The sequence below is a fragment of the Mesorhizobium qingshengii genome, from assembly GCF_027563465.1.
Lineage (GTDB): Bacteria > Pseudomonadota > Alphaproteobacteria > Rhizobiales > Rhizobiaceae > Mesorhizobium > Mesorhizobium qingshengii_A.
This window is the reverse complement of sequence record NZ_JAPFQA010000004.1, coordinates 145,089-162,901: the sequence shown is the minus strand read 5'-3', so window position 1 is coordinate 162,901 and position 17,813 is coordinate 145,089. Positions and strand designations below refer to the sequence as shown.

Annotated in this window: 18 protein-coding genes; 8 read left to right on the top strand and 10 right to left on the bottom strand. The window is 63.0% G+C overall.

Features of this window, described 5'->3' with window-relative positions:
- The first annotated feature begins 4 nt into the window (after nucleotides 1-4).
- From rnr to rpmG, 6 genes are all read left to right on the top strand, one after another.
- The gene (gene rnr, locus OOJ09_RS12035) at nucleotides 5-2,311 is read left to right on the top strand and encodes a ribonuclease R (protein WP_269905423.1); all 2,307 of its coding nucleotides are present in this window, start codon (nucleotides 5-7) and stop codon (nucleotides 2,309-2,311) included.
- Nucleotides 2,311-2,745: a DUF983 domain-containing protein gene (locus tag OOJ09_RS12030; RefSeq protein WP_269905422.1), complete on the top strand. Its 435-nt coding sequence runs from the start codon at nucleotides 2,311-2,313 to the stop codon at nucleotides 2,743-2,745. Before rnr ends, OOJ09_RS12030 begins: the two co-directional genes overlap by 1 nt.
- Before the next feature lie 86 nt (nucleotides 2,746-2,831).
- On the top strand, nucleotides 2,832-3,572 hold the full coding sequence (locus tag OOJ09_RS12025; protein ID WP_269905421.1) for an NUDIX hydrolase: 741 nt from the start codon (nucleotides 2,832-2,834) through the stop codon (nucleotides 3,570-3,572).
- A gap of 15 nt (nucleotides 3,573-3,587) precedes the next feature.
- The gene (locus tag OOJ09_RS12020; protein WP_269905420.1) at nucleotides 3,588-4,766 is read left to right on the top strand and encodes an MFS transporter; all 1,179 of its coding nucleotides are present in this window, start codon (nucleotides 3,588-3,590) and stop codon (nucleotides 4,764-4,766) included.
- 114 nt (nucleotides 4,767-4,880) lie between these two features.
- Complete coding sequence (locus OOJ09_RS12015) at nucleotides 4,881-5,339, top strand: hypothetical protein (protein ID WP_091575148.1); 459 nt, start codon at nucleotides 4,881-4,883, stop codon at nucleotides 5,337-5,339.
- A gap of 155 nt (nucleotides 5,340-5,494) precedes the next feature.
- Nucleotides 5,495-5,662 (top strand): 50S ribosomal protein L33, encoded by a 168-nt coding sequence (rpmG, locus tag OOJ09_RS12010; RefSeq protein ID WP_006201775.1) that lies wholly within the window; start codon nucleotides 5,495-5,497, stop codon nucleotides 5,660-5,662.
- A gap of 96 nt (nucleotides 5,663-5,758) precedes the next feature.
- On the opposite strand, the gene OOJ09_RS12005 is transcribed toward rpmG, so the two are convergent.
- The 8 genes from OOJ09_RS12005 to OOJ09_RS11970 all read right to left on the bottom strand — a co-directional run bounded on the left by OOJ09_RS12005 (nucleotide 5,759) and on the right by OOJ09_RS11970 (nucleotide 14,382).
- Nucleotides 5,759-6,826 carry an ABC transporter ATP-binding protein gene (locus OOJ09_RS12005; protein WP_269905419.1) on the bottom strand — a complete coding sequence of 356 codons (1,068 nt, stop codon included), beginning with the start codon at nucleotides 6,824-6,826 and terminating at the stop codon, nucleotides 5,759-5,761.
- Between the two features lie 4 nt (nucleotides 6,827-6,830).
- Nucleotides 6,831-7,679: a carbohydrate ABC transporter permease gene (locus OOJ09_RS12000; RefSeq protein ID WP_269905418.1), complete on the bottom strand. Its 849-nt coding sequence runs from the start codon at nucleotides 7,677-7,679 to the stop codon at nucleotides 6,831-6,833.
- Nucleotides 7,679-8,602 carry a carbohydrate ABC transporter permease gene (locus tag OOJ09_RS11995; protein ID WP_269905417.1) on the bottom strand — a complete coding sequence of 308 codons (924 nt, stop codon included), beginning with the start codon at nucleotides 8,600-8,602 and terminating at the stop codon, nucleotides 7,679-7,681. The genes OOJ09_RS12000 and OOJ09_RS11995 overlap by 1 nt, the downstream gene beginning before the upstream one ends.
- A gap of 182 nt (nucleotides 8,603-8,784) precedes the next feature.
- Nucleotides 8,785-10,062 carry an ABC transporter substrate-binding protein gene (locus OOJ09_RS11990; RefSeq protein ID WP_269905416.1) on the bottom strand — a complete coding sequence of 426 codons (1,278 nt, stop codon included), beginning with the start codon at nucleotides 10,060-10,062 and terminating at the stop codon, nucleotides 8,785-8,787.
- 29 nt (nucleotides 10,063-10,091) lie between these two features.
- Nucleotides 10,092-11,279 (bottom strand): PLP-dependent transferase, encoded by a 1,188-nt coding sequence (locus OOJ09_RS11985; RefSeq protein WP_269905415.1) that lies wholly within the window; start codon nucleotides 11,277-11,279, stop codon nucleotides 10,092-10,094.
- Nucleotides 11,276-12,010, bottom strand: coding sequence for a FadR/GntR family transcriptional regulator (locus OOJ09_RS11980; protein WP_091575154.1), 735 nt, complete (start codon nucleotides 12,008-12,010; stop codon nucleotides 11,276-11,278). Before OOJ09_RS11980 ends, OOJ09_RS11985 begins: the two co-directional genes overlap by 4 nt.
- 548 nt (nucleotides 12,011-12,558) lie before the next feature.
- The gene (locus OOJ09_RS11975; RefSeq protein WP_269905414.1) at nucleotides 12,559-13,932 is read right to left on the bottom strand and encodes a PleD family two-component system response regulator; all 1,374 of its coding nucleotides are present in this window, start codon (nucleotides 13,930-13,932) and stop codon (nucleotides 12,559-12,561) included.
- Nucleotides 13,933-13,965: 33 nt separating this feature from the next.
- A complete protein-coding gene (locus tag OOJ09_RS11970) occupies nucleotides 13,966-14,382 on the bottom strand; it encodes a response regulator (RefSeq protein WP_269905413.1) in 417 nt (138 codons plus the stop codon).
- Between the two features lie 199 nt (nucleotides 14,383-14,581).
- On the opposite strand from OOJ09_RS11970, the gene OOJ09_RS11965 reads away from it, so the two are divergent.
- Nucleotides 14,582-14,881: a DUF3572 domain-containing protein gene (locus OOJ09_RS11965; protein WP_269905412.1), complete on the top strand. Its 300-nt coding sequence runs from the start codon at nucleotides 14,582-14,584 to the stop codon at nucleotides 14,879-14,881.
- A complete protein-coding gene (locus OOJ09_RS11960) occupies nucleotides 14,878-15,531 on the top strand; it encodes a hypothetical protein (protein ID WP_269905411.1) in 654 nt (217 codons plus the stop codon). The genes OOJ09_RS11965 and OOJ09_RS11960 overlap by 4 nt, the downstream gene beginning before the upstream one ends.
- 11 nt (nucleotides 15,532-15,542) lie before the next feature.
- Here the strand turns inward: OOJ09_RS11960 and OOJ09_RS11955 are convergent, their stop codons facing one another.
- Nucleotides 15,543-17,075, bottom strand: a complete 1,533-nt coding sequence (locus OOJ09_RS11955; RefSeq protein ID WP_269905410.1) for a hypothetical protein — start codon at nucleotides 17,073-17,075, stop codon at nucleotides 15,543-15,545.
- A 99-nt stretch (nucleotides 17,076-17,174) separates the two neighbouring features.
- On the bottom strand, nucleotides 17,175-17,750 hold the full coding sequence (locus OOJ09_RS11950; protein WP_269905409.1) for a GNAT family N-acetyltransferase: 576 nt from the start codon (nucleotides 17,748-17,750) through the stop codon (nucleotides 17,175-17,177).
- Between the last annotated feature and the right edge of the window lie 63 nt (nucleotides 17,751-17,813).

The window sequence follows — 17,813 nt, the reverse complement described above, 5'->3', positions numbered from 1 at the left end:
CAGCGTGGCGCGCAGGATCACCGGTAGAAGCCACGGCGATCCGCGCACCGCCGACACGAGGGCCGGGGTCAAGGATGACTATCGGCCATCGCGTGACGAAATCCTGCGCTACATCGCCGAAAATCCAGACCGCGCCGGAAAACGCGACATCGCCAAGGCGTTCGCGTTGCGCGGCGACGACCGCATCTGGTTGAAGGACATTTTGCGCGACCTGCAGGACGAAGGCGTCCTGACCAAGGAACGCAAGCGACTGGCCCGCGTCGGTGCCCTGCCCCCTGTAGCGGTGCTCGACATTTTTGGCCGCGATGGCGACGGCATTTTGCTGGCGCATCCGGCGGAGGCCGTGGGCACGGGCGAGCCGCCGGTGGTCTCGATCCGCGTCTCGCGTGGCGGCAACGGTCCGGCGCCCGGCATTGGCGACCGCGTGCTGGCCAAGACCTTCCCGACCGATGAGCCGACCGGCCCCGCCTATACCGGCCGGGTGATGAAGATCTTCGAGAAGCGCACCGATGCCGTTCTCGGCATCTTTCGCGTGCTTCAGGACGGCACCCTGCGCATCGAGCCGGTGGAACGGCGCCAGCCGGAGCTGATCGTCGACAAGGAATTCCAGAACGGCGCCAAGAATGGCGACCTGGTCGAGGTCGAGCCGGCGCGGGCCTCCCGCTATGGGCTGCCGAGAGCCAAGGTGCTCAACGTGCTGGGTTCGCTGACCAGCGAAAAGGCGGTCTCGATGATCGCCATCCACGCCCACGACATCCCGCATATCTTCCCGGCCGACGTCATCGCCGAATCCGAAGCGGTCAAGCCGGCAACGATGGACCACCGCGAGGACTGGCGCGAGCTGCCGCTGGTCACCATCGATCCGGCCGACGCCAAGGACCATGACGATGCCGTCTTCGCCACATCGGATGTCGATGAGAAGAACCCTGGCGGCGTGCTCATCACGGTCGCTATCGCCGATGTCGCCGCCTATGTCCGCTATGGCACGGCACTCGACCGCGAAGCGCTGAAGCGCGGCAATTCGGTCTATTTCCCGGATCGCGTCGTGCCGATGCTGCCCGAGCGCATCTCCAACGATCTCTGTTCGCTGCGCGAAGGTCAGGACCGGCCGGCGCTGGCGGTGCGCATGACCTTCTCCGCCGATGGCCACAAGATCAGGCACTCCTTCCACCGCGTCATGATGAAGTCGGCGGCAAAGCTCGCCTATCCGCAGGCGCAGGCAGCGATCGACGGCATGCCGGACGGCAAGACCGGACCGATCCTCGACACGGTGCTGAAGCCGCTGTGGGACGCCTATGCGATCCTCAAGCGCGGGCGCGACGGCCGCCAGCCGCTCGAACTCGACCTGCCGGAGCGCAAGATCATGCTCAAGCCGGATGGCACCGTCGATCGTGTCATTGTGCCGGAACGGCTCGATGCCCACAAACTGATCGAAGAATTCATGATCCAGGCCAACGTCGCCGCCGCCGAGACGCTGGAGGCGAAGAAGCAGGATCTGGTCTACCGCGTCCATGACGCGCCTTCGCTGGCCAAGCAGGAATCGCTGCGCGAATTTTTGCAGACGCTGGGCCTGTCGCTGGCGCGCGGCGCCCAGATGCGGCCAAGCCAGTTCAACGGCATCCTGGAGCGCGTGCGCGGTGCCGACAATGAAGGACTGGTCAACGAAGTGGTGCTGCGCTCGCAGAGCCAGGCCGAATACTCGCCGAAGAACATTGGCCATTTCGGCCTCAATCTCAGGCGCTACGCACATTTCACATCGCCGATCCGGCGCTACGCCGACCTCATCGTGCATCGCGGACTTATTGCCGCACTCGGGCTCGGTCCGGGCGGGCTGACGCAGGACGAAGCGGCACGGCTCGAAGATGTCGCGGTGCTGATCTCCGGCACGGAACGCCGCGCAATGGCGGCCGAGCGGGACACGGTCGACCGGCTGATTGCGGCCTATCTCGCCGAGCGCGTGGACGACCGGTTCGACGCCCGCATCTCCGGCGTCACCAAATCGGGACTATTTGTCCAATTGCCGCAGTATGGCGCGGATGGTTTCATACCGGTGTCAACCTTGAACGGCGATTACTATATATACGACGAAACGGCCCGCTCCCTGTTCGGGGAACGCTCGGGCAAGGGTTACCAGCTCGCGGACCGCGTCGAGGTCCGATTGATCGAGGTGGCGCCGATGGCCGGCGCGATGCGCTTCGAGATGTTGACCGATCCGAAGCCTTTGCCCGGCTCCAAGCGGTCGTTTCACAAGGCCAAAGGCCGCGCCCGTGCGTCGCAATCGCGACCGGGTTCGCGCGGCAGGAGACGATGATGGAACAACAGATTTTTGGCGGCGAACATCACTCGGGCCGGGTTGCCCGTCCGCTGTGGACTGCAATGAAGCGCGGCCTGCTCGGCCGCTGCCCGCGTTGCGGCGAAGGCAAGCTGTTTCGCGCCTTCACCAAGACCGTCGACACATGCAGTGTCTGCGGTGAGGAACTTCATCACCATCGCGCCGACGACCTGCCCGCCTATCTCGTCATCGTCATCGTCGGTCATATCGTCCTCGGCGCCTTCATGGGCGTGGAGGCGACATCGACCTTGTCCACATGGCAGCACATCGCTATCTGGGTGCCGTTGACCATCCTTTTGTCGGTGGCGCTTTTGCAACCCGTGAAAGGTGCCGTCATCGGACTGCAATGGGCCTTCTATATGCACGGCTTTGGCGGCGAGCAGGACATGATCGAGCCCCATCCCGGGGTTTAGGCCAAGCTCGGCTGCGCGCGCTGGCGCAACATACCGACCGTGAAAGGCCACTTTCGCTTGCCAGAAGTTTCCGCTAGGTCCTGCGCATGGACGGTATGACCAAGGCGGAAGTCGACAGGATCGAGCGGAGCATGATCGCTCATAGCGACCAGCCAATTCGCCCGCGCGACGCGGCAACCCTGATCCTTCTCGACCGCAGGGGCGATGAGGTTCTGGTCTTGTTGGGCCGCCGCCACGCCGGCCATGCCTTCATGCCAGGCAAGTTCGTCTTTCCCGGCGGCCGTACCGACCCAGCCGACAGCCGCATCCCGATCGCGACCGCCTTGCACCCGGAACAGGAAGCAAAGCTCCTCGCCGGTCCCGGCCGCACGAGCACGGCCCGGGCCCGCGCCATCGCCTTGTCGGCGATCCGCGAGACCTATGAAGAAGCCGGGCTGCTGATCGGCCGCAAAGGCGCCTTCGCCACGGCCAGGGCCGATTGGCAAGGCTTTGCCGAACACGGCGTGCGGCCCTCTCTGGACATGCTGCGCTTCATCGCGCGCGCCATCACGCCGCCCAACCGGGTGCGCCGTTTCGACACGCGGTTCTTCAGCGCCTGGCGCGACGATGTCGCGGTCGAACTGCCCGGTGGCGGTCCGACCAATGAACTCGAAGAGCTAGTCTGGCTGCCGCTTGCCAAGGCCAGGGAAGCTGACATTCCCGACATCACCCGGATGATCCTGGACGAGCTGGAAAAACGGCTCGCCCATGATCCGCTGCTGCGTCCGGGCGGCCCGGTGCCCTTTTACCGGCTTGTCCGCAACCGCTTCACCCGCGAACTTCTGTAGAGTGTCCAGCATCCCATGACGGTCGATACCCAACCACAGGGCGACGAGCGCGTACACTGGCTGCCGATGGTGGCGGCGATCTCGTCGATCAGCGTCGTCGGCATCGCCATCGGCCTCGGCATGCCACTGCTCAGCGTCATCCTGGAAACGCGTGGCCATTCGGCTTCGATGATCGGCCTCAACACGGCCGTCGCTGGCCTGGCATCGATCGCCGGTGCGCCGCTGGCCACACCGCTCGCCATGCGGTTCGGCGTCGCCTGGACCATGATTGCCATGATTGCCGCCGGCGCCCTGGCGTTTGTCGGCTTCCATTTCGCGCCGGATTTCTGGATGTGGTTCCCACTGCGCATCGTGCTGCATATCGCGCTGACGGTGCTGTTCATCCTGTCGGAATTCTGGATCAGCACCTCGGCGCCGCCACACCGGCGTGGCCTTGTCCTCGGCATCTACGCCACTGTCTTGTCGCTCGGCTTTGCCGCCGGACCGTGGCTGTTCGCCCATCTCGGCAGCTCCGGCTTCAGGCCTTTCGGCGTCATCATCGGATTGGTGACGTTGGCCGCGATACCCGTGCTGGCGGCGCGCAATGAGAGCCCGACGATCGTCTCCGACGGCGAGACAAGCAACTTCCTCCGCTACATCTGGCTGGTGCCGACGGCGACCGCCGCGGTGCTGGTGTTTGGCGCGGTCGAAACCGGCGGCTTTGCGCTGTTCCCGGTCTACGGCAACCGCATCGGCTATTCCGAAGCCGACGCGGCCCTTCTCTTGACCATGATCGGTCTCGGCAATGTGCTGTTGCAGATCCCCATCGGCATGATCAGCGACCGCGTCAGCGACCGCCGCTATCTGCTGCTGGCCTGCGCCACTGTCGGCCTTGCCGGCACGATCTTCATGCCCTTCTTCGCCGAGAACTGGCACCTGATGGCCGCGCTTCTGTTCGTCTGGGGTGGTGTCGTCGCTGCCATGTACACGATCGGCCTTGCCCATCTCGGCTCGCAGCTTTCCGGCCACGAACTGGCATCCGCCAATGCCGCCTTCGTGCTTTGCTATGGCGTCGGCATGGTGCTCGGCCCGCAGGCGATCGGCATCGGCATGGACGCGTTCGGTCCGTCCGGCTTCGGCTGGTCGCTCGGCCTGTTCTTCGCCGCCTATGTAGCCCTCGTCTGCGTCAGGCTGATCCGCAAGATTGTCCTGTAGCGCGACCGAGCCGCCGCATTCCACAGTGGCGTGATGGCAGGCTGCTGACAGAACCATGTCAGCAGCCCCCGGCTATAAAGTTGCCTCAAGACACCTGAAGTTGAGGACACTCCCATGATCGACAGCGGCTTTGAAACCACTTCGTTGCGAATGACACTGCTCCTGCTTGTGAGTTTCCAGGCGCCGGCCGCCGATGTCGACCGCATCATGGATGCGGTGGTAGCGATAGCGCCGCTGGTCATGGGCAAGTATGACCGCAACGCCTATCAGTCGGCGCATGGCATCGAGCGCTACAGGCCACTCGACGGTGCTGCCGCCGGTGCCGAAACCGAATTGCGGCGACGCCCTGGCACGGTGGAGGTTTCGTTCGAACTGCCCGACGACCAGGCATTGGCCGCCCGTGTCGTCGAAGCGATTTTCCAGGCCCACTCCTATCAGGAACCGGTGATCCGCCTCCAGCCGATCCTTGCCAGCCGTTCCAAGGGACTGGACGACCGCGCCAATCCGAATCGCTGGTGGAACACGACCGGAGACTGGAAGAAGGTCGCCGCGCCCGAGGCGGAAACAGCATGATTTGAAGCCGTTTTCCGGCCGCGGCGGGCCACATCAACTCCGCCGGGCTTGACTTTCCGGGCGCGTTCTTTATGTGTCGCGCCAAGTTTCCCGCGTCCGGGTGTTTGCCCGTGCTCCAGCGGCCAAAACTCCACGAACATTAATGGACTGATATCATGGCCAAAGCCGCAAACATCAAGATCAAGCTTCTGTCGACCGCCGACACCGGTTTCTTCTACGTGACCAGCAAGAACAGCCGCACCAAGACCGACAAGCTGTCGTTCCGCAAGTACGACCCGGTCGCCAAGAAGCACGTCGAATTCAAGGAAACCAAGATCAAGTAATCTGGGTTTGCCCTCCGCAAACAAAAACGCCGCCCATTGGGCGGCGTTTTTGTTAGCACCGTGGGCTGGGGTGCCCTCAGCCCGGGCTGAGTTCCCTCAGCCGATGCGATCGCCGCCTTTCGGATCGAACAGATGCAGCGAGGCCGGATCGGCTGACAGCCGCACGATGTCGCCGGGCTTCACGCCGGCACGGCCCATGGCGAAGACGCAAAGCAGCTGGCCGGCCAGCTTGACATAGAACTGCGTCGACAGGCCGAGCGGCTCCACCACCACCACCTCGCCCTGCAGCGCACCGTCATCCGCCAGCCGGATATGCTCGGGCCTCAGGCCGACGGTTATCGCGTCGCCATCCTTCAGCGGCAGGCCGTCCGGCAGCCGCAGTGTCTGGCCGTCGGCCAGCACCGCTTCTGACTTCCCGCCGTTGCGAACCGTCGCCGGCAGGAAATTCATGCCCGGTGAGCCGATGAAGCCGGCGACGAACATGTTGGCCGGCCGGTCATAGAGATCGAGCGGCGCACCGACCTGCTGGATCATCCCGTCATGCATGACGACGATCCGGTCGGCCATGGTCATCGCCTCGATCTGGTCGTGGGTGACATAGACCGAGGTCGTCTTCAATTGCTGGTGCAGCGCCTTGATTTCGGCGCGCATATGGACGCGCAGCTTGGCGTCGAGGTTGGAAAGCGGCTCATCGAACAGGAACACCTTGGGATCGCGCACGATGGCGCGCCCCATGGCGACGCGCTGGCGCTGGCCACCGGACAATTGCCGCGGCAGGCGTTGCAGGAAGGTGTCCAACCCGAGCCGCTTGGCGGCGCCGTCCACCCGCGCGTCGATCGTGGTCTTCTCCGCCTTCTTCAGGAGCAGGCTGAAGCCCATGTTCTTCGACACATCCATATGCGGATAGAGCGCGTAGGACTGGAACACCATGGCGATGTCGCGGTCCTTCGGCGCGACGTCGTTGACCAGCCGCTCGCCGATGCGGATCTCGCCACCGGAAGCCTCTTCCAGCCCCGCGATCATGCGCAGCAAAGTCGACTTGCCGCAGCCGGACGGCCCGACGAGGACGACGAACTCGCCGTCGGCGATCTCAAGGTCGACCGCGTGCAGGACGCGGACGGCGCCATAGTCCTTGCGGACTTTTTCGAGCGTAACAGAGGCCATCGATCTATCCTTTGACGGCGCCGGCGGTCAGGCCGGTGACGAGATAGCGTTGCAGGAAGGCGAAGAAGATGCAGACCGGGATCAGCGCCAGGATGGACGCCGCCATCATCTGCCCCCAGTCGACGGCGAACTTGCCGATGAAGGTGAGCAGGCCGACGGCAAAGGTCTTCTGGTCGTCGCTGGAGATCAGCATCAGCGCGAACAAAAGCTCGCTCCACGCGGCGGTGAAGACAAACCCCAGCGTCGCACCCATGCCCGGCAGCGTCAGCGGCACGATCACCTTGCGCATCGCTTGTGCACGCGTGCAGCCGTCGATCATTGCCGCCTCTTCCAGGTCCTTCGGAATACCATCGAAGAAGGACTGCATCAGGAAGGTGGCGAAGGCGGTGTTGAAGGCGGTGTAGATGATGATCAGCCCGGTCAGGCTGTTGATCAGACCGATCTGTCCCATCACGCGGTAGATCGGCGGAATGACCATCACCAGCGGAAAGGTCTGGGTCAAAAGCAGCATCAGCGCCAGCGCCGCCTTGCCGCGAAAGGTGAAACGCGACATGGCGTAACCGGCGAGCGTCGCAACGACCGTCACCAGGGCCGCGGTCGATACCGAGACGATGACGCTGTTGAGGAAATAACGCGGGAAATCGGTGGCATCGAGCACAGTGACGAAGTTCTGCAACGTCATTTGCGACGGCCAGAAAGTGATGCCTTCGGAATAGAGAAGCCGCTCCGGCGTGACCGAGATCTTCAGCGTCCAGTAGATCGGAAACAGGGCGAAGATCACATAGGCGGCGATGGCGGCATAGAGGCCGATGCCGCCAAGGAAGCGCTGCGAGGCTGAACGTCCTGCGATCATCAGACGTGCCTCACCAGTGTGCGACGGATGCCGATCAGCGCAATCGCATAGGCAATGAGCAGGACGAGCAGCAGCACGGCCACCGCCGACGCATAGCCCTTGTCCAGCGACTTGAAGGCGCTGACATAGATGTAGACCGGCACCGTGGTGGTCGAGCCGGCCGGTCCGCCCTCTGTCATGACGAAGATCAGGTCGGCGAAGGTGGCGATCCAGATGGTGCGCAGCATGACGGTGATGGCGATGGTCGGCGCCAGGAACGGCAGCGTGACCTTGGTGAAGCGCTGCCAGGGAGAAGCGCCGTCGATCGCCGCTGCCTCGTGCAACTCGGATGGAATGGATTTCAGCGCCGCCAAAAGCGTGATGGCGAAGAAAGGAATGCCGAACCAGACATTGGCGATGATCGGCCCCCACATGGCGGTTGAAGGATCGGACAGAATGTTGGTCGGCTCTGCCTTCAGCCCCAGCGCGAACAGCCAATGCGGCAGCGGCCCGATGATCGGATTGAACAGCCAGGCCCAGGTCAGGCCCGAAAGGAAGGACGGCACCGCCCAGGGCAGGAACACCAGCGCCTGCACCGCCTTGCGACCCGGGAAAGGCTTGTCGAGCAGCAGCGCCAGGCCGAGACCGAGGAAGAACTGGAAAAACAGGCTGGCCGCCGTCCACCACAAGGTGTTGACCAGCGCCTGCCCCAGCACCTGATCCGACAGCATCGCCTGATACTGTCCGAGCCCGACATATTCGGACTTGAAAGCCGAGAACTTGCGGAACGAATAACTGATGCCGATGACCAGCGGCACCAAAAGCACCACGATCAGCAGGATGATCGCCGGGCTGAGATAGAGCCATGGCTCGATAGCGGCGTGGGATAGCCGCTTGCGACGCGGCTTGCCGGCGGATCGTATTTCGGACACGGCATAAGTCATGGGCTGCGGACCGGCTCCAGGAAGCATCGGGATAGGCAACAAGCGTCCTTCTCCCCGTTCACGGGGGAGAAGATGCCGGCAGGCAGATGAGGAGCGGCGCGAGCCTTGAAATGCTTGGCCTGCCCCTCATCCGGCCCTATCGGGCCACCTTCTCCCCGTGAAACGGGAGAAGGAAGAAGGCGTTATTTCTTGTTCTTCGCCAGCCAGTCCTGCTGTTCCTTGGTCAGGAAGGCAGCCCATTGGTCTGCGACGTCCTTGGCCGTCTTCTGGCCAAGCAGCACTTCCTGGAAGTTCTTGATCGCCACCTGGTCGACGAAATTGCCAAGGTTCTCCAGATGCGTCGGCGGGGTCACCATTTCATATTTGGAGGTGTCGCTCAGCTCCGTGAACCATCCCTTGAACTGCTCGGTCTTGAAATGGGCATCCTGGTCGGCGCCCTTGTGGATCGGGACGACGCCGACTTCCTTGGCCCATTCCAGATTGTCCTTCGGCGACAGCAGCGTCGCCATGAGCTTCCAGGCGTCGTCCTTGTGCTGCGAGTTGGCAAACATCGCCCAGCCGGCATAGCCCAGCGTCGGATAGGACTTGCCGCTCGGCCCGACCGGCATCGGCGCCACGGCAAAATCGTCGGCACTCATCTTGTCGGCAATGCCGAGCAGCGCGTCCGGATCCTGGTTGAGCATGGCGCAGGTGCCGGAATAGAAGCCGGTGACGGTCTCGTTGAAGCCCCAGCTCACCGCATCCTTCGGCGCCAGTCCGTCCTTGTACATGTCGGCCAACATCTGCAGGCCCTTGACCGAGCCTTCGTCGTTGATGGTCGAGGTGCCGTCCTCGTTGAAGTAACCGCCCTTGCCAGCGGCGATGTTCATGAACATGTGCATGCCGTTGAAGGCGCCCGGCCCACCGCGCAGGCAGTAGCCATATTTGCCCGGCAAGGCCGAGATCTTCTTGGAGTCGGCGATGAAATCGTCAAGCGTCGCCGGCGGTCCGTCGAGGCCGGCCTCCTTGAACAGCTTCTTGTTCCAGAACAGCGCGTTCACATAGTAGCCATAGGGGATCATGAACTGCGTGTTGTTGACCGTCGAGCCGAACTGCTTGGCACGGTCGCCGAGTGTCTTGGCATCGTCCCACTTGGCCATGTAGGGCCCAAGATCCTCGAGCTGGGCATTGTTGGCATAGAGGCCCATCCAGCGTTCCGGCATCTCGACCACGTCGGGCGTATCGCCGGCCTGCACCATGGTCAGGAATTTCTCGAAGGCCTGCCCCCAGGGCAGCGAGATCAGCTCGACCTTGACGCCGGGATTGGCCGCCTCGAACTCGGCGATCTGCTTTTTCAGGAATTCGGTGCGCGGCGGGCTGGTGATGACTTCGACCATCTTGAGGGTCGAATCGGCCAGCGCGCTCCCGGCGGAAATCGCCAGCCCCGCAACGGTGGCAAGCATGACGGTCAGTTTCTTCATGTTCAAGACTCCCATTTTGAACCCGCTTGTTATTTTCTGGCTTTTTCGAAGGCCTGGGCGACATCCGCCCAGAGGTCTTCGACACTTTCCAATCCGACATTGAAGCGGATGGTTCGGGGGCTGACGCCGAAGCGCGCCATCGAATTCAGTCCCGGCGTCTGCTCCAGCGACGCCTTGGCCGGCACGACCAGGCTTTCATGCCCGCCCCAGCTGACGCCGATGCGGAAATATTTCAGCGCGTCGATGAAGACGGGGATGTCGATATCGTCCGTCACCTCGAAGGAGAACAGTCCGGCATAGCCGGCCAGCGTCGCCTTGCCCGGGTGGTTCGAATAGACCGGATGATTGACCCGCTCGACATTGGCATGCGCCTTCAGCCGTTCGGCGATGGTCAGGCCGCTCTTCATGTGATGCGGCAGGCGCAACGGCAGCGTGCGCAGACCTCGCAAGAGCAGCCAGGCTTCGAACGGCGACAGCTTGCCGCCGAGATAGGAATAGGTCTGCTCGTTGATGTGCCTGATATGGGCGGCGGAGCCCGCCACCACGCCGGCGACGGTGTCGCTGTGGCCGCCGAGATATTTCGAGGCCGAGTGCAGCACCAGGTCGACGCCATGCGCGATCGGCTTCTGGAACACCGGCGTCGCCCACGAATTGTCGATCGTGGTGACGATGCCCTGCTCCCTGGCCAGCCGGGTCAGATGCGGCAGGTCCTGCAGCTCGAACATCATCGAGGTCGGACTTTCCAGATAGAGCAGCTTGGCGCCGGGAAGTGCTGCCGCAACCGCATCCGGGTCGGAACCATCGACATAGTCGACCTTGATGTTGAGCCGCGGCAGAAGCCGCTCGAACAGCCTGTAGGCATCGCCGTAGCAGTTGCGCACCGCCACGATGCGCTCGCCCGCCCCGACGAAGGCAAGCACAGTGGCGCTGATCGCCGCCATGCCGCTGGAAAAGCCGCGCGCGGCCTCGGCACCCTCGAGCGCGGCAACGCGCGCCTCGAACTCCATTACCGTCGGATTGTCGCCGCGCGAATAGATTGGTTGCCTGCGCTTGCCGGCAAAGGTGTCGGCCATCTCGGCATAGTTGGCGAAGGTGAACAGCGAGGTCTGGTAGATCGGCGGCACCACCGCGCCACCGGGGAACGGTTCGTCATGCGCCAGCAGCGTCGCCGCCTCGGCGAGATAGTCGTGATCGAAACCCGATGGATGCTCATTCATGTCTGGCTCGAAAGTTTGAGTTTGGCGGCGCCGCGCTTGAGATCGTCCTCGACGGTGGCGATCAGCTTGAGCGCCTCGGCGCGGGCGCCTTGCGGATCGCGCGCGGCGATGCATTCGTAGATGGTGCGATGATAGGGGAAGCTGGCGTGGCCGAAGTCGCGCACGCCGAGCGGATGCTCCCAGAAGCGGTGGAACAGCTCGTGCATGGCCGCGATGATCTGTTCGAACAGCGGATTGCCCGAGACCCGATAGATCGCCTGGTGGAATTCCCAGTCTTCTTCCGCCGACATGCCATCGCGCGTGCGGAACGCCTGCTCCATGATGTCGAGCTTGCGCTCGATCTCGGCAATGTCGGCCGGGCTCGCCCGCTCGGCGCACAGTGCCGCTGCCTCCGCTTCCAGGGCGCGGCGGATCTCAAGCGTCTGCATCAGGCTGGTGAAGTCGTTGCCGCCCGACAGCGTCAGCGGCATGTGCAGCATGTCGGGTGACACAGCCGCCTTGAGATAGGTGCCGCTGCCTTGCCGGCGCTCGACGAGACCGAGCCCTTCCCAGCGCGTCAGCGCCTCGCGCACCGTGTTGCGGCTGACCTTCAACCGCTCGGCCAGGATACGCTCGGTCGGAAGCTTTTCGCCGGGCCGCAAGGCCTCGGCGCCGACAAAGCCCACCAACGCCTTCAGCACGGCGTCATCACGCGCCGTCGTCTGAATCGGTGGCAGGCTGTTCTGGTCCACAAATCCTCCAAGTGGTCCAATGGTCCAACCAATTTCTGCATAGATGGAAACTCCTGTCAACCGGTTGTCAGGAGCCAGCCTGCCTTCAGCCTATTGAAGACTGCGAGGCAATGCGTTTCGGCGGTCGCGCCAGCCGGCTTCGATCGCCATTTGCGGCTGAAGCCACCACGATCCGGTGAAACGCCATTCAGATCTCGCGCACATGAAAACCCCCACGTCTTCCGGGGCTTGGCACGGAATCCTTACGTCTTGATCTGGAGAAAAGGGGGCCGGTCGGCGTTTGGCAGCGGTACGAGGAGGCCACTATGTGCCAGCGCCGGCCGGCCGACCCCACGGACCCAGGAGATGCGGCGGACCTGAGCATCATGGGGTATTCTTGGGATCGAGCCGGCTGTCTACCCTCGTGCCGGCCTCGCCCTCTTCTATGGCCAGCACACTTGCGCAAGAGCTTATGAAAATCAACAGTTTCTTAACCAAGGCTCGCGAATCGCTTGGATTAAGGTAAATAGGTAACCCTGTCGGGTTGACTGGATAATCGGGGCTGGCCGTCACGCCGCCTTGGCGACGACGCGGTTGCGGCCGCCGCTCTTGGCTTCGTAGAGTGCCAGGTCGGCGCGCTTCATCAGCGCCGCCACCGTATCCACCCCCTTCAGCACCGACGACACGCCGACACTGACGGTAACCTCGATCGTCTTGCCATCCGAGCCGATGGCAAAAGGCGCGTGGGCGATTTCGGCGCGTATGCGCTCGGCGACCTTCTCGGCCACTCCGCCCTCGGTGTCCGGCATCACCACGACGAACTCCTCGCCGCCGAAACGGCAGGCAAGGTCGATGCCACGGACATTCTTGCGCAGCCGTCGCGCGAATTCCCGCAACACCTCGTCGCCACCGTCATGGCCGTAAGTGTCGTTGATCGCCTTGAAGCGGTCGAGGTCGGTGATCATCACCGACAGCGGCCGGCGTCGCGCCACGGCGCGGTCGAACAGCGTCTGCAGATGGCTGTCGAGGTAACGACGGTTGTGCAGCCCGGTCAGGCCGTCGGTTACCGCCATTTCGATCGTCTGGGTGACGCTGGCGCGCAACTGGTCATTGTAGCGTTTGCGGCGCACCTGGGTGCGCAACCGCGCCGTCAGCTCCTGCTGGTCGATCGGCCGCATCAGATAGTCGTTGATGCCGAGTTCGAGACCACGGATGATGCGCTCCTCCTCGCCCTCCTCCGCCAGCAGGATGATCGGCATGAAGCGGGTGCGGTCGAGCGAGCGCAACTGCGAGCAAAGCCTGAGCGGGTCAAAATCGGCAAAGGCGGTCGAGATCATCACGCATTCGTAGGGCGTCTCGGCGGCCTGGAAGAAGCCGGCATGCGGATCGCTGGCGATGTCGAGGTCCGCGCGGTCGCGCAGCATCTTCTGGATACGCTCGACGGATGATTTGCGCTCGTCGATCAAAAGCACTTTCGGCATGGTGTCTTCCGACGCGAAATTGCGGCTCAGCAGCTCCTCGATGCCGATGTTGCGCGTGGTCGAGGCGCGCAGCCGCAACTCGTCGGTCAGCGACTTCAGCCGGACTAGGCTCTTGACGCGCGTCATCAGTTGCAGGTCATTGACCGGCTTGGTCAGGAAGTCGTCGGCGCCGGCCTCGAGCCCGCGCACGCGGTCGGAGACCTGGTCGAGCGCGGTGATCATCACCACCGGGATGTGCGACGTCGCCGGGTCGCTCTTCAGCCGCCGGCAGACCTCGAACCCGTCCATGTCGGGCATCATCACGTCGAGCAGCACGACATCGACCTTGCCATTCTCGCAGGTCTCGATCGCATCCGGCCCGTTGGTGGCAGTCAGCACTTCGAAATATTCGGCCAGCAGCCGGACTTCCAGCAGCCTCACATTGGCAGGGATGTCGTCGACGACGAGGATCCGCGCAGTCATTTCACAAGGCTCCGGCTCGGCTGAAAGGGCACATCAGGCGTCGCCCAGGTAGGATTTGATGGTCTCGATGAAACGCGGCACCGAGATCGGCTTGGAAATATAGGCCTCGCAGCCACCCTGGCGGATGCGTTCCTCGTCGCCCTTCATCGCGAAGGCGGTCACCGCGATGACCGGGATGACGTGCAGCTCGTCGTCCTCTTTCAGCCATTTGGTCACCTCCAGTCCCGACACTTCGGGCAGCTGGATATCCATCAGGATGAGGTCCGGCCGGTGCTGACGCGCCAGATCGAGCGCTTCCAGACCGTTGCGGGTGCGCACGGTCTCGTAGCCGCTTGCTTCGATGAGGTCCCGAAAGAGCTTCATGTTGAGCTCGTTGTCCTCGACGATCATGACCTTCTTAGGCATCGACATCCCGTCCCGGCCGTCCTTCCGCTCGAAGGTGGCCGTCATGCGCGCCTTCCCGGAGCGCACCAACCCTGCTTCACTTTACGGCAATATGATTGACGAAACGGAAATCTGCGGTTGAGAAACAGCGCGAATTCCACCTCGCCCCCAACGCGTCCAAAGGCGCGCCACGCCGTAATGGCTTGCCGCAAGCCAGTCTTGCCATTACTGCGGGAGAGACTCATTCCACACACCGAAGGTAGTGATGGCAAACGCAGCGTCAATGCGCGAAGAGGCGGAAAACATTGCCGTGAAGGCCCTGGGCTTTGTCGCCTCCGATCCGGAGCTGTTGCCGCGTTTCCTGGCGATCACCGGCATAGAGGCGCATTCGATCCGCAAAGCCGCCAGCGAGCCGGGATTCCTGGCCGGTGTTCTGCAGTTCATTCTCGCCCACGAGCCGACCCTGATGCGCTTTGCCGAGGAAACCGGCACGCCGCCCGCGGCCGTCGGCAAGGCTTTGCGCGCATTGCCGCTGGGCGACGACAACCACGAGCATTCCATATGAGCGATGATCCCGAAACCGCGCGACAGATCGAGGAACTGGCTGCCGACGACCGGCCTCTGCTGGTGCTCGACGTCGATGACGTCGTGCTCGAATTCATCCGCCCGTTCCCGCATTTCCTCAAATCGCGCGGCTTTGGCCTGACTCTGGCCTCGTTCCGGCTGACCGGCAATATCGCCGAAACGGAAAGTGGCCGGCTGATCGAACAGGCGGAGGTAACCGCGCTTCTCGGCGAATTCTTCGATGCGCAGGCCGACTGGCAGAGCATAACCGACGGCGCCGCGGACGCGCTGGCAGGTCTAGGCGACAGGGCCGAGATCATCCTGCTGACCGCCATGCCACACAGGCATCGCTCCACCCGCCGCGCCCACCTGGATGCGCTCGGCCTGAACTACCCGCTCCTGACCACCGAAATGGCCAAGGGGCCGGCGCTGGCCAAGCTGCGCGGCGCCAAGGGCCGGCGCATAGCCTTCGTCGACGACCAGCCGCACAATCTCCTGTCGGCGCGCGGCTCGGTTGCGGACGCGCATCTGTTCCATCTGATGGCCGACAATTCGCTGCGCGCGTTCCTGCCGCCGGTGCCGGACGACATCGTCGTCGTCCAGGACTGGCATGAGGCCGCGCCCAAGATCGCGGGCGCGCTGGGCCTTTAGGGCTGTCCCCCTCAAGGGCTCAGTTTTGCCCCTGCCCCGCCATTGTCGTCTCCACTGTCGTCGCCGCTGTTATCGTCGTTGACGCTGTCGTCCACGGGCGGATCGGCCGGCTTCAGCATGGCGCCGTTGACGGCGACGGACCCGTCAGCCTTGACCTTGATCACCCATTCCATCCGGCCATCTGGAAGTGTCTTGGCAAATCCTTTGATGGCCAGTGCAAAAGGAAAATACTGGGCCGCTTCCGGTTCGGTTTTGGCCGCCGTCTGCAGAGCCGCCACGATCTTGTCATAGCCCGCGACATCGACCGTGAGGTTGGCGTCGGGCTTCTCGCCAAAGCTCGTCATCTCGCCTTCCAGCGCGATCTCCATGTCCTTATTCTTCACGGTGCTGTGGCCAAGGACGACCTTTGGCGTCTTGGCCATGAAGTCGGCTTTGAGCTGGTCGCCGAAATCAGGCGACAACGGCGGATCCTGATGGAGATCAAAGGCTTCGATCGTCTTCTTCGCCATGCTGTCAAGATCGATGTTGGCGCCACCAAAATTCAGGTCGATATCGGTGGGCAGCAGCGCCGCACTCCAGCTTGGCAAAAGCTGCTGCGGCACGGTCAGCCCCGACGCCTTGATACCATAGGTGAGCTTGCCGTTCTGGACGACACCATCGGTTCCGAACGCGGTGCTGAACTGCGCCGCGCCAAAATTGCCGATCGGGCTCTCTACCGTGAGTTCCTTGAAGCCATAGGTTCCGTCGATACGCTCCCATATAGGCAGCGCAGCACGCAGAAGCGACTTGAGCTGCGCCTGGTTGGCCTTCAGCGTCGTCTCGTTCTCATTGGCCACGGCGAATGCCAGGAGGTCGAGCAGTGGCTTTGTCTGTAAGCCCTTGCCGCTGGCTTGCACCGACGCTTGCGGCGACTTGACCTTGTACGAGACTTTCAGACCGCTCTTGGGATCGTCCAGTCTGACGCTCTCGGCAAAGGCAGTCATTGTCTGCGAATAAGTAAAATCGACGCCGCCATTCGCGGATTTCGTCGCCGTCATACTGCCAGAACCGGCATCCACTGTGACTTCCGCGCTCTGTAGCGCGCTGTTTGAGTTGATCCTCATGCCCGATGTCAAACCCGAAACGCTCGCGAAAGCGGCCAGATCAGGGTCATACGTTCCGGTGAACTTGTTGTTCGAGATGGAGAAACCGATGTGCTGTGGCCCCTCGGGACTGACGAAATCAACAGATCCTTTCGGAGATACGTCCGCCGAAACGTCCCACTGGCCGTCTTTGCGTGGCTTGACCAACATGAAGTAAGGGGTGAGGTCGAACTTGAAGGATTGCTGCTTCGCCAGCATGTCCGCGACTGGCTTGAAGTCGAACGAGAGCTTGTAGGAGTCACCCTCGACTGAAACCTTTACGAATCCAATATCGAACGGCTGCTTGCCAAAATAGCGCGCCAGATTGTCGGACAGCTGCTTGGCGCCCTGACTGTCGACCGTCTGGCCCAAGGCCGGTGCAGCACAGGAAAGAAGCAAAACAAATGGCAAAACGCGCTTCATGTCGGTGCTCCACTCTATCGCGGCTGTCAAAGCCGTTTCCACCACTGGTAAGGAAATCCTGTCACAGCCGCAAGACGGGCTGTTGATCACGGGCGACTGCTACAGCACCAGCCGCATCAACGGCCGGCCCGCCTTGCGTTCCACAAGCCTTTCGAACCCGGCCTTCTCGAAGACCCGTGACGAGCCGACGAACAGCCCGATCGAACGCGAATCCCTCGACAGATCTATCGGGCAAGCCTCGACCAGCCGCGCGCCATTCTTGCGGGCGAAGTCGATGCCGCCTTCGACGAGGCGGTGCGTGATGCCCCTGCCGCGCGCCCTGGTGCGGATGAAGAAGCAGGAGATCGCCCAGACGGCCGGATCCGTGGCGTCGGCAGGATCGACCGGCGCCGACCCCCTGCCCTGATTGTTCCATTCGGGCACGTCGGCGCGTGGTCCGATCTGCATCCAGCCGACCGCCTTGCCATCCTCGAATGCCAGCAGGCCAGGCGGTGGGCCGGCTTCGATGCGCGCCTTAATATGGTCCTTGTTGCGCTCGCGGCTGCTCTCGCGGCGCACCGCTGGCGCCAGCCGGAAATGCGTGCACCAGCAGCCATAGCAGGCACCCTGCTTGCCGAAGAGGTCCTCGAAATCCGCCCAAAGTTCGGGCGCCAGCGGCGCTATGGTCGTGCTCATGCGTTCTCCCCAGGCCAGCCTTGTCGCTGGCCTTGCACTGTCGTACCATTGCTTCTGTTCTCT